14 protein-coding genes are annotated in these 13222 nt (G+C 72.4%); 5 read left to right on the forward strand and 9 right to left on the reverse strand.

Translation table 11 applies throughout. From position 1 onward, the window contains the following. Nucleotides 1-10: 10 nt before the first annotated feature. The 3 genes from MXD57_RS00965 to MXD57_RS00975 are packed head-to-tail and all read right to left on the reverse strand — an operon-like array spanning nt 11 to nt 1906. The gene (locus MXD57_RS00965) at nt 11-772 is read right to left on the reverse strand and encodes a DUF3710 domain-containing protein (RefSeq protein ID WP_250399295.1); all 762 of its coding nucleotides are present in this window, start codon (nt 770-772) and stop codon (nt 11-13) included. Between the two features lies 1 nt (nt 773). Next, entirely contained in the window at nt 774-1325 is a 552-nt protein-coding gene (dut, locus tag MXD57_RS00970) for a dUTP diphosphatase (RefSeq protein ID WP_250399296.1), read from the reverse strand. After that, nucleotides 1322-1906: a PaaI family thioesterase gene (locus MXD57_RS00975; RefSeq protein ID WP_250399297.1), complete on the reverse strand. Its 585-nt coding sequence runs from the start codon at nt 1904-1906 to the stop codon at nt 1322-1324. Before MXD57_RS00975 ends, dut begins: the two co-directional genes overlap by 4 nt. A 57-nt stretch (nt 1907-1963) precedes the next feature. Between MXD57_RS00975 and MXD57_RS00980 the strand changes: the two genes are divergently transcribed. Next, nucleotides 1964-2428, forward strand: coding sequence for a DUF3093 domain-containing protein (locus tag MXD57_RS00980; protein ID WP_250399298.1), 465 nt, complete (start codon nt 1964-1966; stop codon nt 2426-2428). Nucleotides 2429-2433: 5 nt separating this feature from the next. On the opposite strand, the gene MXD57_RS00985 is transcribed toward MXD57_RS00980, so the two are convergent. From MXD57_RS00985 to MXD57_RS01000, 4 genes are all read right to left on the reverse strand, one after another. Then, nucleotides 2434-3351, reverse strand: a complete 918-nt coding sequence (locus MXD57_RS00985; protein ID WP_250399299.1) for a hypothetical protein — start codon at nt 3349-3351, stop codon at nt 2434-2436. 13 nt (nt 3352-3364) lie between these two features. Then, nucleotides 3365-3661, reverse strand: a complete 297-nt coding sequence (locus tag MXD57_RS00990; protein WP_005481602.1) for a DUF4193 domain-containing protein — start codon at nt 3659-3661, stop codon at nt 3365-3367. 392 nt (nt 3662-4053) lie between these two features. After that, entirely contained in the window at nt 4054-5298 is a 1245-nt protein-coding gene (locus tag MXD57_RS00995) for a sensor histidine kinase (RefSeq protein WP_250399300.1), read from the reverse strand. A 6-nt stretch (nt 5299-5304) separates the two neighbouring features. Continuing rightward, a complete protein-coding gene (locus MXD57_RS01000; RefSeq protein WP_003993508.1) occupies nt 5305-5958 on the reverse strand; it encodes a response regulator transcription factor in 654 nt (217 codons plus the stop codon). Nucleotides 5959-6383: 425 nt separating this feature from the next. Here MXD57_RS01000 and MXD57_RS01005 point away from each other — a divergent pair, with 425 nt between their 5' ends. Further along, nucleotides 6384-6560: a hypothetical protein gene (locus tag MXD57_RS01005; protein WP_250399301.1), complete on the forward strand. Its 177-nt coding sequence runs from the start codon at nt 6384-6386 to the stop codon at nt 6558-6560. 136 nt (nt 6561-6696) lie between these two features. Here the strand turns inward: MXD57_RS01005 and MXD57_RS01010 are convergent, their stop codons facing one another. Both MXD57_RS01010 and MXD57_RS01015 read right to left on the reverse strand, forming a co-directional pair. Then, a complete protein-coding gene (locus tag MXD57_RS01010) occupies nt 6697-7512 on the reverse strand; it encodes an inositol monophosphatase family protein (protein WP_250399302.1) in 816 nt (271 codons plus the stop codon). A gap of 344 nt (nt 7513-7856) precedes the next feature. Beyond that, nucleotides 7857-8987 (reverse strand): ferrochelatase, encoded by a 1131-nt coding sequence (locus MXD57_RS01015; protein WP_250399303.1) that lies wholly within the window; start codon nt 8985-8987, stop codon nt 7857-7859. A gap of 195 nt (nt 8988-9182) precedes the next feature. On the opposite strand from MXD57_RS01015, the gene MXD57_RS01020 reads away from it, so the two are divergent. The 3 genes from MXD57_RS01020 to sepH all read left to right on the forward strand — a co-directional run bounded on the left by MXD57_RS01020 (nt 9183) and on the right by sepH (nt 13147). Continuing rightward, nucleotides 9183-10421, forward strand: coding sequence for an MFS transporter (locus MXD57_RS01020; protein ID WP_250399304.1), 1239 nt, complete (start codon nt 9183-9185; stop codon nt 10419-10421). Further along, nucleotides 10381-11700 (forward strand): D-arabinono-1,4-lactone oxidase, encoded by a 1320-nt coding sequence (locus tag MXD57_RS01025; protein ID WP_250399305.1) that lies wholly within the window; start codon nt 10381-10383, stop codon nt 11698-11700. The genes MXD57_RS01020 and MXD57_RS01025 overlap by 41 nt, the downstream gene beginning before the upstream one ends. A 403-nt stretch (nt 11701-12103) precedes the next feature. Then, nucleotides 12104-13147, forward strand: a complete 1044-nt coding sequence (sepH, locus tag MXD57_RS01030; protein WP_250399306.1) for a septation protein SepH — start codon at nt 12104-12106, stop codon at nt 13145-13147. Nucleotides 13148-13222 lie beyond the last annotated feature (75 nt).

Raw genomic sequence — 13222 nt, forward strand, 5'->3', positions numbered from 1 at the left:
CGTTCCGCTCTCAGCGGACCTCGGTGATCTCGGGTCCGCGCTGGAGCTGGCCCATGCCGCCGGAGAAGCGTGAGCCCTCCTCCTGCTGAACGCCCTCGGGGACCATCTGGGCGTCGTTCGGCAGCTTCAGGACGATCGGGTCGCGGGGGGCCATCGGGCCCTCGCCGCGGACCACGACCGTGTCCCGGAAGATCTGCTCCAGCACGCCGGCGGCCTGCGGCTGCACCGCGCCCTGGCCGGAGATCACGCCGCGCAGGAACCAGCGCGGGCCGTCCACACCGATGAACCGGACGACCTGGAACCCGCCGGTGCCGTCCGGGAGCTGGACCGGCACCTGGGCGCGCAGCTCCCAGCCCAGCGGGCCCTCGACCTCGTCGACGATGCCGCCCTGCTGGGTGATGCCGCCCGCGATCTCCTCGCGGACCTCGCCCCAGATGCCCTCGCGCTTGGGCGCGGCGAAGGCCTGGAGCTGGACGGCGCTGTCGCGCAGCACCACGGTCGCCGCGACGATCGCGTCACCCGCGACCTCCACCCGCAGCTCCATGCCGTCGACGCCCGGCACGAAGAGACCGCCGAGGTCGACGCGCCCCTCGGCCGGGTCGCGCACCTCGCTGCTGTCCCACGGCCCGTCGGGCCGGGGCTCGGGCTCCAGCCGGACGCGCTCGCGCTCGGCCTCTTCCTCGTCCGCCTCGGTGTCGACGCTGTCGACGACCTGCTCGGCCTCGCCGGCCGCGTCCTCGGCGGCACCCTTCTTCTTGCGACGTCCGAACACGTCACTGTCCTTCCCGGTCGGATACGACCGAAGCGTATCGATTCCCACCCGTCAGGCCACGCACGGCGGCCTGACCGCTTGTGCCGCTCTCGTCGCCCACCGCGGCATGGCCACCGGTGGACCCGAAGCCCCCCTCGGCCCGCGCCGAGCCGGGAAGTTCCGCCACCTCCTGGAAGCGGACCCTCTCGACCTGCTGGACGACCAGTTGGGCAATCCGGTCGAAGCGCTCGAACCGCACCGACTCGCGCGGGTCGAGATTCACCACGATCACCTTGATCTCCCCACGGTACCCGGCATCAACCGTCCCCGGGGCATTCACGAGGGCGACACCGCAGCGGGCGGCCAGGCCGGAACGGGGGTGCACGAAGGCCGCGTACCCCTCGGGGAGGGAGATCGACACACCCGTGGGCAGCACGGCCCGCTCACCGGGTGCCAGCTCGCGCGCCTCGGTGGTGCGCAGATCGGCCCCGGCGTCGCCCGGGTGCTCGTAGGCGGGCAGCGGCACGTCCGGGTCGACGCGCCGCAGGCGCACCTCCAGCGGAGGTCGGCTCACGGGTTCACCTCGAAGGCGCGGGCCCGCCTGGCCTGGTCCGGGTCGTCCATGGCGGCCCGGATCTCCTCCGTGCGGCCGTGGTCGATGAAGTGGTCCACCTTGACCTCGATGAACAGGGCGTCGGCGCGGACGGCGACCGGCCCCTCGGGGCCGCCGATGCGGCCGGTGGCGGTGGAGTAGATCTTGCGTCCGGCGACGGCGGTGACCTCGGCCTGGAGATGCAGCGTGGTGCCCACCGGCACCGGCCGCGTGAAGTCGGTCTCCAGCCGCCCGGTGACCGCGATGGTCCGCAGCAGCCAGTTCAGCGAGCCGAGCGTCTCGTCGAGGGCGGTGGCCAGCACGCCGCCGTGCGCGAGGCCAGGGGCGCCCTGGTGGGCGGGCTGCACGGTGAACTCGGCGGTCAGTGAGACGCCTTCACCGGCACGCGCCTGCAGGTGCAGCCCGTGCGGTTGCTCACCGCCACACCCGAAACACTGTTCGTAGTGGGCGCCGAGGAGCTCGCCGGGCGCGGGAGCGTCGGGGTGCCGTACCGGTTTCACCGCGTCGGCGGGGGGCTGAAGAGCTGCGGAACTACCACTCACAGGCGCAGACCTTACCCGCGAGTCGGCGTTGTTCCGACACCGTGCCAAGCTTGGCTCATGCAGCTCTCCGCCACCCCCTACGAAGAACGCCTCACCACCCCTCGTTCGTGGTGGCTGATGAGCTTCCTCGTGGGCGTCTCGTTCGCCCTGGTCCTGCTGCCCTTCGGAACCCTGCCGCTGCTCGGCGGCCTGGTCGGCGGTACGGCCGCCGCGGCCGTGGTGGCCAGCGCGTACGGCTCCCCGCGGATCAGGGTGGTGGGCGACTCGCTGATCGCCGGTGAGGCCAGGGTGCCGGTGTCGGCCCTCGGCGACGCGCAGGTCCTCGACCCCGAGGAGGCGCGCGCCTGGCGCACGTACAAGGCCGACACCCGCGCCTTCCTGCTGCTGCGCGCCTACATCCCCACGGCTCTGCGGGTGGAGGTCACGGACCCGGAGGACCCGACGCCGTACCTGTACCTGTCGACGCGGGAGCCGGAGCGCCTGGCGGCCGCGATCGAGGCGGCCCGGCGGACGGCGGCGTAGCGCCCTCAGTCCTCGGGCCCACCGGAGAGCTCGCCGAGTCCGACCGGGTGCTCGGGCTGGTCCAGCGGCGGCAGTGCGGGCAGCTCGTCCCACGGCACCTGGACCTTACGCAGGTCCGCGCGGATCCGTGCGGCGAGTCTTCTGGTGTCCCTGCGGTTCATGACGGCGCCCACCGCGGCGCCCACCATGAACGGCATGAGGTTCGGCAGGTCCCGGAGCATCCGCTTCATGATCTGCTGGCGCAGTTCGCGCTTCATCCGGCCGCCGAGGGCCGCGTCGATGGTGGCCGGCTGGGTCACCTTGATGCCGCGCTCCCCCGCCCAGGAGGACAGGTACGCGGTGCTGCGGGCCCGGAGGTTTCCCGGCGGCCGTACGCCGTAGACCTCGTGCAGTTCGGCGAGGAGCTTCAGCTCGATCGCGGCGACCCCGGTGATCTCGGTCGCCAGCTCGGTCGGCATGGCCGGCGGCACCGGCAGCATCGCCGCCGCCCCGATACCGGCCCCGACCGCCGAGGTACCGGCCGCCGCGCCCGCCACCAGCTTGTCGGCGAGTTCCTCGGGTCCGAGGCCGGGGAACTGGCGGCGCAGTGCCGCGAGGTCGCGTACGGGCACACGCGGGGCGATCTCGAGGATGCGGTCCGCGACGTACGCCAGTCCCGCGCGGGCTCCGCTGCCGCCCCTGCGGGCCCCTTCCCGGGCCAGGTCCCGGGCCTTGCCGCGGGCCACCGCGGCCCGTCGCGCGGCGAGGGGCTGCGGCTCCGGCGCCGTCGGGTGGTCATCCCGGCCGGACGCCGGTTCGAGCGAGGCTCCCGCCGAGGATGAGCCCCGCTCGTCGTCACGCGCGCCGTGCGGGCCGCCGTGCGGCCCCTTGTCCGCTCTCCGCAGGGAGAAGCGGCGCTTCCGTGGAGGGGTCGAGCCGGTCACGGCCGACCCGTCCTCAGTCGCAGTCGCGGCAGATCGGCTGGCCGTTCTTCTCGCGGGCCAGCTGGCTGCGGTGGTGCACCAGGAAGCAGCTCATGCAGGTGAACTCGTCCTGCTGCTTGGGCAGCACCCGGACGGCCAGCTCCTCGTTCGAGAGGTCGGCGCCCGGCAGCTCGAGGCCCTCCGCGGCCTCGAACTCGTCGACGTCCACCGCGGAGGTGGACTTGTCGTTCCGGCGGGCCTTCAGCTCTTCAAGGCTGTCCGAGTCGACGTCGTCGTCGGTCTTGCGTGGAGTGTCGTAATCGGTTGCCATGTCGCTCTCCCCCTCTGGGTGTCTGCGGTGTCTTCAGCGCACGTAACGCGTGAGAGGCCGGACTTGTGCCCGACCTGAGGCGGAGATTTTGCCTCACATCAAGGTCTGTTACTCAATCGACACCCAAGTCGGCCGCTCGCGAGTGATCGGCTTGGATGGCGGTGAGGACCGTACACGGTTCGAATGTCGCACCTCAAAGGCGCCTCACCGTGTACTTCCCGTGATCTAGAGCCCTGAAAACTGGGATTTTCCCGGCTTTCCGCCCCGTGTCATGATCACGCGGAGTACATGGCCGGAAATCCGTCCATGTGATCGATCACACAGGATCAACCACCGAAGGGGGCGGGGAAATTCCGCGTCAAGCGAACAAGCCCCCCGCGTGTCGGATCTCGTCACAGCGGCAGCGTGACCCGCATCACCAGGCCCCCGCCCTCGCGGGGCGTCGCCACGATGTGGCCGCCGTGCGCGCGGGCCACGGACCGGACGATGGACAGGCCGAGGCCCACTCCCTTGTCGCTGCCCGTGCGCTCCGTGCGCAGCCGTCTGAACGGCTCGAAGAGGTTGTCGATCTCGTACGCCGGCACCACGGGACCGGTGTTGGAGACGGTCAGCACCGCCTGCCCGTGCCGCACCTCGGTGGTCACCTCGACCCAGCCGTCCTCGGGCACGTTGTAGCGCACCGCGTTCTGGACGAGGTTCAGCGCGATCCGCTCCAGCAGCACGCCGTTGCCCAGCACCACCGCGGGCTCGCGCTCGCCCCGGAGGGCGACGCCCTTGGCCTCGGCCTCGGCGTTCACCTGGTCGATGGCCTGGCCGGCCACCTCGGCCAGGTCGACCGGCTTGCGCTCGATGATCTGGTTGTCGCTGCGGGCGAGCAGCAGCAGGCCCTCCACGAGCTGCTCGCTGCGCTCGTTGGTGGCCAGCAGCGTCTTGCCGAGCTGCTGGAGCTCCACCGGCGCGTTCGGATCGGACAGATGCACCTCGAGGAGGGTGCGGTTGATCGCGAGCGGCGTGCGCAGCTCGTGGGACGCGTTGCCGACGAAGCGCTGCTGGGCGGTGAAGGCCCGTTCTAGGCGCTCCAGCATCTCGTCGAAGGTGTCCGCGAGTTCCTTGAGCTCGTCGTCCGGGCCGTCCAGCTCGATCCTGCGGGACAGGTCCGAGCCCGCCACCCGGCGTGCGGTGCGCGTGATCCGGCCGAGCGGGGACAGTACGCGGCCCGCCATCGCGTAGCCGAACGCGAAGGCGATCACGGCGAGGCCCAGCAGGGCCAGCAGCGAGCGGCTGAGCAGGTTGTCCAGGGCCGCGTGGCGCTGGCTGTCGGCGCACCGGCTGATCGCGTCGTTGAAGTCGGCGAGCGGGACCTGGTTGGTGATCGCGGGGCAGTTGTCGCTGGAGACCTTCAGCTCCTGGAAGCTGACGATCTTGAACAGCGGTGCGTTGCCGTTGGTGATGGCCTGCGCGGCCAGCAGGTAGATGATCGACAGCAGCAGGATGCCGGCGATCAGGAACATGCCGCCGTACAGCAGTGTGAGGCGTATCCGGATGGTCGGGCGCAGCCACGGGAAGGGGGGCTGCGGCCGCCGGGGGTCCCAGGTGGGCTTCGGGGGCGCCTGGGGCGGCGCGGGGGTGGTGGCCATGGCGGATCAGATCCGGTAGCCGGAGCCGGGGACGGTGACGATCACCGGCGGCTCGCCGAGCTTGCGGCGCAGCGTCATGACGGTCACCCGCACGACGTTGGTGAAGGGGTCGGTGTTCTCGTCCCAGGCCTTCTCCAGGAGCTGCTCGGCCGAGACCACCGCGCCCTCGCTGCGCATGAGCACCTCCAGCACCGCGAACTCCTTGGGCGCGAGCTGGACCTCCTTGCCGTCGCGGAAGACCTCGCGGCGGTTGGGGTCGAGCTTGATGCCGGCCCGCTCCAGGACCGGCGGCAGGGGCACGCTCGTACGGCGTCCGAGGGCCCGTACGCGCGCGATCAGCTCGCTGAAGGCGAACGGCTTGGGGAGATAGTCGTCGGCGCCGATCTCCAGGCCCTCGACGCGGTCGCTGACGTCTCCCGAGGCGGTGAGCATGAGCACGCGCGTGGGCATGCCCAGCTCCACGATCTTGCGGCAGACGTCGTCGCCGTGCACGAGCGGGAGGTCACGGTCGAGGACGACCACGTCGTAGTCGTTGACGCCGATGCGCTCCAGGGCGGCCGCACCGTCGTACACGACGTCGACGGCCATGGCCTCCCGGCGCAGTCCGGTGGCCACCGCATCGGCGAGCAGTTGCTCGTCCTCGACGACGAGTACGCGCACGTCGCTTGTCCTTCCTGTGTCCACCCGCGTAGCGCGCGGTGAGGCGCGCGCGGGCAGGGGTGTCCGTGGGATGTGACCTCCATCCTGCCCTTTTCGGCCATAAGTCGGCTGTAAGGCGGGGGCCGGGACCGAGGGGACCCCGGGCGGCCGGGCGGAGACGCGAGATTTTCTCCGGCGGTCGAGGTTTCCCGGACGGAACGTGGGGGGAGGACGGCATGTACATCCCGCGATCACGCTCTGCATGTGCCGCAGCACCATGCGGTACATCGCGATCCGCCTCCGCATCCGCAGAGTGGGCGTGGGTGTCCGGCACCGTCGCCGCCCGGCCGGGCTGCGCTGGGCACCCGCGGCAGACGTGATCGTTTCCCTCCGAACGGCACACCCCCGTGCCACCCGACCCACGACCCAGGACGAGGGGGCGCAGCATGGACGCATTCACCGCAGGACTTCTGCAGCGCATAAAGACGACCGAGTCCGACCTGTCGCGGGCTCGTGACGAGGGCGACGACTTCCTTGTCGAAGTGGAGCAGGGCGAGCTCGACGACCTGCGCCGCCTCGCCGCCGAGCACGGTGTGGAGGTCGGCGCGTCACGCGTCTGTTAGGCCCGCAGGGCAGGAACGGGGCCCCCGGCGAATCCAGCGCCGGGGGTCCCGCTCGTCCGGCGCCCCCGGTACGACGCCTTCCCCGCTGACGCGGCCCCAAGGGGGAAAGGCCCTCGCCGGTCGTGCCGGGCGCCTGTCAGTCGTGCCAGGCGCCGAAGTCCTCCAGCAGCCGCTGGAGGGGTTCGAAGACGCCCGGGGTGCCCGCGACCGTCAGATCGCCCGTGGGGGGCTCTCCGGGGCGTCCACCGGTCAGCGCGCCCGCCTCCCGGGCGATCAGGTCGCCCGCCGCCACGTCCCAGGCGTGCAGACCGCGCTCGTAGTAGCCGTCCAGCCGGCCGCAGGCCAGGTCGCACAGGTCGACCGCGGCCGAGCCGCCACGCCGGATGTCCCGCAGCAGCGGGATGAGCCGGGCGGCGACCTCGGCCTGGTGGGTGCGGACCCGGGCGACGTAGTTGAAGCCGGTGGAGACCAGCGCCTGGTCCAGCGGGGGCGCGGGACGGCAGGACAGCGCCCGCTCCCCCTCCCACGCGCCCGTGGCCCGGGCTCCGTCACCGCGTACCGCGTGGTACGTCTCGCCGCGCATCGGTGCCGAGACCACCCCGACGACGGTCTCGCCGTCCTGCTCGGCCGCGACGGACACGGCCCAGGTCGGCAGTCCGTAGAGGTAGTTGACCGTGCCGTCGAGCGGGTCGATCACCCAGCGGATGCCGCTGGTGCCCTCGGTGCAGGCCCCCTCCTCGCCGAGGAAGCCGTCCTCGGGTCGCCGTCCCGAGATCAGGTCGGTGATCAGTTTCTCGGCGGCGATGTCCATCTCGGTGACGACGTCGATGGGGCTCGACTTGGTCCTGGCCACCTCGAGGTCGGCGGGCCGTCCGTCGCGCAGCAGCTCGCCGGCCCGGCGGGCGGCCTCCTGGGCCAGTTCGAGCAGTTCCCGGTGGAGGGGGTCGGTCACGGGTCTCCTCAGGCGAGGTCGGGGGTCTTCCGGAGCGGGCCGGCGCCGAGGGACGGCGCCCGGGCCCCGGGACGGTTGGGATGCGGGTGGGGTGCGGTCGTGCGACGGCCCGGCGGAGCGGCGCCGACGCGCCGGGGCTCCCCCGGGCGGGCGAACCCGGCGGGCCCCTCGGCGCGCGGGCGAACCCGACACGACGGGCCGTCCCCCGCGCGGGCGGGGTCCGGCGCGGACGAGCCGGTGGCCGGCGGCGGCGCGGTGGACGCGCGTGCCGGGCCCCGTGTCACCGGCGTGATCCGCTCACGCCCGGTGCCCTGAACGAAGAGACGGGCCGGTGAACCTTCCGGTCACGGCACCGGGGGGCTGTCGGCGCCGGCGGCGGCCGGCTTCGGGGCGCGGGCCGGGCAGCAGCCGACGGGACACAGGTCGTGGCTCGGGCCGAGCGCGCCGAGGGCGCACCGGGTGACCTCCTGCCCGCGCTCCGCCGCGCACCGCTCCAGGACCAGTTCCCGGACGGCCGCCGCGAACCGCGGGTCGGCGCCCACGGTGGCCGAGCGGCGCACCGGCAGGCCCAGCTCCCCGGCCTTGGCCGTGGCCTCGGTGTCGAGGTCGTAGAGGACCTCCATGTGGTCGGAGACGAAGCCGATGGGCGCCATGACGACGGCGGGGACGCCGGCTGCGTGCCGCTCCTCGAGGTGGTCGCAGATGTCCGGCTCCAGCCAGGGGATGTGCGGGGCGCCGGAGCGGGACTGGTAGACGAGCCGCCAGGGATGGTCGACGCCGGTGCGCTCGCGGACGGCGTCGGCGATCGACTGGGCCACGTCCAGGTGCTGCTCGACGTACGCCCCGCCCTCCCCGTGGGCCTCGACCGGGCCGGAGGTGTCGGCGGCGGAGGTCGGGATGGAGTGGGTGGTGAAGGCGATGTGGGCGCCGTCGCGCACGTCCTCGGGGAGGTCGGCGAGGGAGCGCAGCACGCCGTCGATCATGGGCTCGACGAAGCCCGGGTGGTTGAAGTAGTGGCGCAGCTTGTCGACCTCCGGCGCGCGCACGCCCTCGGCCCGGAGCGCGGCCAGCGCGTCGGCGAGGTTCTCCCGGTACTGGCGGCAGCCCGAGTAGGAGGCGTAGGCGCTGGTGGCGAGCACCAGGACGCGGCGGCGGCCGTCGGCCGCCATCTCGCGCAGGGTGTCGGTCAGGTACGGCGCCCAGTTGCGGTTGCCCCAGTAGACCGGCAGGTTCAGGCCGTGCGCGGCGAAGTCCTCCCGCAGGGCCTTCAGCAGGGCCCGGTTCTGGTCGTTGATGGGGCTGACCCCGCCGAACAGGAAGTAGTGCTGCCCGACCTCCTTCAGCCGCTCCTTCGGGATGCCGCGCCCGCGCGTGACGTTCTCCAGGAACGGGACCACGTCGTCGGGGCCTTCGGGGCCGCCGAACGAGAGCAGGAGCAGGGCGTCGTACGGGGTGTGATCGAGCGCGTCTGGCATGACTCGATCCTGCCACCCGGTACCGACAGGAGGGGAACAGCGGGGTGAAGAGTCGGGTTCGAGGTGGTTTCGTCATGATTTTCCGACGGCTTCGCCCGCGGCGCCCCCGACGCTTCGCGAGGGTGCACTTAGGGCTACCTAACTCGTAAGCTGTACCGATCGCATTCGCGCCTTACGAGCCGCCACGGAGTCCACGTGCCCAGCCCCTACCGCGCCCTGTTCGCCGAGCCCGGCACGAAGGCCTTCTCCGCCGCCGGGTTCCTCGGCCGCATGCCGCTGTCGATGATGGGCATCGGCGTGGTCACGATGGTCTCGCAGCTCACCGGCCGCTACGGCCTGGCCGGCGCGCTGTCCGCCACCATCGCGCTGTCCGCCGCCGCGATCGGGCCGCAGATCTCCCGGCTGGTGGACCGGCACGGGCAGCGGCGGGTGCTGCGCCCGGCGACCCTGGTCGCGCTCGCGGCGGCGGCCGGACTGCTGCTCACCGCGCACCTCGGCGGGCCGGACTGGACGCTGTTCGCCTGCGCGGCCGGTATCGGGGCGGTGCCGAGCCTGGGCGCCATGATCCGGTCCCGCTGGGCGGCCCTGTACCGGGGGACTCCGAAGCTGCACACCGCCTACTCGTTCGAGTCGGTGGTCGACGAGGCCTGCTTCGTCTTCGGCCCGATCATCTCCATCGGCCTGTCCACGGCCTGGTTCCCGGAGGCGGGTCCCCTGCTCGCCGCGTGCTTCCTGGCCGCCGGCGTCTTCTGGCTGACCTCCCAGCACGCCACCGAGCCGCCGCCGCACCCGCGCGAGCGGCGGAGCGGCGGCAGCGCGCTGCGCTCGCCCGGGCTCCGGGTGCTGGTGGCCACCTTCGCGGCGACCGGCACGATCTTCGGGGCGATCGACGTGGTCACCGTCGCCTTCGCCGACGAACGCGGCCACAAGGCCGCCGCGAGCGTCGTCCTCGCGCTGTACGCCGCCGGATCCTGCACGGCCGGGGTGGTCTTCGGCCTCATGCGGTTCGCCGGGGCACCGGAGCGCCGCTGGCTCGTGGGCGTGTCGGCCGTGGCCGTGAGTATGATCCCCCTCCTACTGGTCGGAAACCTGCCGCTTCTGGCCGTGGCGCTGTTCGTTGCGGGGCTGGCCATCGCGCCGACGATGATCACGACGATGTCCCTCATCGAGGAGCACGTACCTCGCGCGCAGCTCACCGAGGGCATGACCTGGGTGAGCACCGGCCTCGCGGTCGGGGTCGCGCTCGGCTCGTCCGTGGCCGGCTGGGTGATCGACGCAGCCGGCGCGCGCGCCGGGTACGGGGTTCCGGCCGTGTCCGGGGCCGTCGCGGTCGCGGTCGGTTTCCTCGGGTTCCGCCGGCTCCGCAGGCCGGCCGCGGGTCGGGGAGGCATCGTTGAGCACCACGTCGAGCGCGAGGAACAGCACCTGGCGTAACTGGGGCGGCAACGTCTGCGCCCGTCCCGCGCGGGAGGTCGCGCCGGCCTCGGTGGCGGAACTGGCCGCGGAGGTGCGCCGGGCGGCCGAGGACGGCCTTCGGGTGAAGGCGGTCGGCACCGGGCACTCCTTCACGTCCATAGCCGCGACGGACGGTGTACTGATCCGTCCGTCGCTGCTGACCGGCATACGCGGCATCGACCGGGAGGCCATGACCGTCACGGTGGCGGCGGGCACCCCGCTCAAGAGGCTCAACACGGCCCTGGCGCGCGAGGGCCTGTCGCTCACCAACATGGGCGACATCATGGAGCAGACGGTCTCCGGCGCCACCAGCACCGGCACCCACGGCACCGGCCGCGAGTCGGCCTCGATCTCCGCCCAGATCAGGGGTTTGGAGCTGGTGACGGCCGACGGCTCGGTGCTCACCTGCTCCGAGAAGGAGAACCCGGAGGTCTTCGCGGCCGCCCGCACAGGTCTCGGCGCCCTCGGCGTCGTCACGGCGATCACCTTCGCGGTGGAGCCGCTGTTCCTGCTCACCGCCCGCGAGGAGCCGATGCCCTTCGACCGGGTGATCGCCGAGTTCGATCAACTGTGGGCGGAGAACGAGCACTTCGAGTTCTACTGGTTCCCCCACACCGCCAGCACCAACACCAAGCGCAACAACCGCAGCGCGGGCCCGGAGCGGCCGGTGGGGCGGCTGGCCGGCTGGTTCGAGGACGAGTTCCTCTCCAACGGCGTCTTCCAGGTGGCCCAGTGGGTCGGGCGCGCGGCCCCGGCGGCCGTCCCGGCGATCGCCCGGATCTCCAGCAGGGCGCTGTCCGCGCGGACGTACACGGACATCCCCTACGAGGTCTTCACCTCCCCGCGCCGGGTGCGCTTCCTGGAGATGGAGTACGCCGTCCCGCGAGCGGCCCTCGCGGACACCCTGCGCGAGCTGAAGGCCATGGTCGACCGCTCCGGACTGCGCGTCAGCTTCCCGGTGGAGGTGCGCACCGCGCCCGCCGACGACATCACCCTGTCCACCGCCTCCGGCCGGGACAGCGCGTACATCGCCGTGCACATGTTCCGGGGCACGCCCTACCAGGCCTACTTCACCGCCGCCGAACGCATCTTCACCGCGCACGAGGGCCGGCCGCACTGGGGGAAGGTCCACACCCGGGACGCGGCGTACCTCTCGGGGGTGTACCCGCGCTTCGCCGAGTTCACGGCCCTGCGCGACCGGCTCGACCCGGAACGCCTGTTCCAGAACGACTACTTGCGGAGGATCCTGGGGACGTAGCGATTAGTTCCGTTTCTGGGGATTACGTGAAGTTCGCCACCTCCAAGATCACCGAAACCCGGTGATGAACGGCCAAGTCGTACCCCTTGCGCAAAGATTGGGCAGCGCGCCCATCCACGCACATGGTCCAAATGGAGTACTGTTGCGAGCCCTGGGTCCGGTCTCCCACCAGGGTGTCCGCGACCTCGCAGGACCACCTGGAGGGGGCCAGTTGCACAGGGTGACGGACTTGGTCACTGAGCGTTGCGAACAGGTAACCGTGCCATAACGGCGACCCAGGGCCCGTGCCCGACACGCCGGGCAACTCGGCAAGGTTGTGGCAGGCTGCACCCGGGCAGGCCACACTCGACTAGCGGAAGCAGCGACGCACGTGACGTCGGCAGGCACCACCCGGGAGGTCCCCATGCCCGAACTGCGTGTCGTGGCCGTCTCCAATGACGGCACACGGCTGGTGCTCAAAGCTGCCGACTCGACGGAGTACACGCTGCCGATCGACGAGCGGCTGCGCGCCGCCGTCCGTGGCGACCGGCCCCGTCTCGGTCAGATCGAGATCGAGGTGGAGAGCCATCTCCGCCCCCGTGACATCCAGGCGCGCATACGAGCCGGCGCCACCGCGGAAGAGGTCGCCCAGCTCGCCGGCATCCCGGTCGACCGGGTACGGCGTTTCGAGGGACCGGTGCTGGCCGAGCGGGCCTTCATGGCCGAGCGCGCCCGCAAGACCCCGGTGCGCCGGCCCGGCGAGAACTCCGGCCCGCTGCTCGGTGAGGCCGTCCAGGAGCGGCTGCTGCTGCGCGGCGCCGACAAGGACACCGTGCAGTGGGACTCCTGGCGCCGCGACGACGGCACCTGGGAGGTGCTGCTCGTCTACCGGGTCGCGGGCGAACCGCACTCGGCGAGCTGGACGTACGACCCGCCGCGGCGGCTCGTGCAGGCCGTGGACGAGGAGGCACGCTCGCTGATCGGCGAGTCCGACGACCTCGCCGTGCCGGAGCCGAGCTTCCCGTTCGTCCCGCGCATCGCCCGGCTGCCGCGCGACAGGGGCATGGACCGCGCCTTGGAGCGGGTCGACCGGGAGCGGCCGGGTCTGCCCGCGCAGGCGTCCGAGCCCGTCGAGGAGAGCACCGGCGAACGCGACTCGCTGACCAGCCTGCTGGAGGCGGTGCCGAGCTTCCGGGGCGACCTGGTGGTCCCGGACCGGCCGGCGGAGATCTCGCCGGAGGAGCCGCCCGAGGAGATCGCCGAGGAGGAGCCCCCGGCGACCGCCGCGTCGGCCGGATCCGCCTACGCGGACGTCCTCATGCCCCGCTCGGTGGGCAGCCACCGCGACCGCCTCATCGGCTCCACCGACCGTCAGGCCGAGGCCGACGGCGTCCGCCCCGGCCGCCGGGCCGCCGTCCCGAGCTGGGACGAGATCGTGTTCGGCACCCGACGCAAGAAGCAGGAGTAAACGGGGCGTACGACCGTGTGAACCGTCGTACGGCACAACGAAGCCGGGGGCACGCGCGCGTGCCCCCGGCTTCGC

This window comes from Streptomyces cellostaticus (genome assembly GCF_023630175.1).
In the GTDB taxonomy this organism is placed as follows: Bacteria; Actinomycetota; Actinomycetes; order Streptomycetales; family Streptomycetaceae; genus Streptomyces; species Streptomyces cellostaticus_A.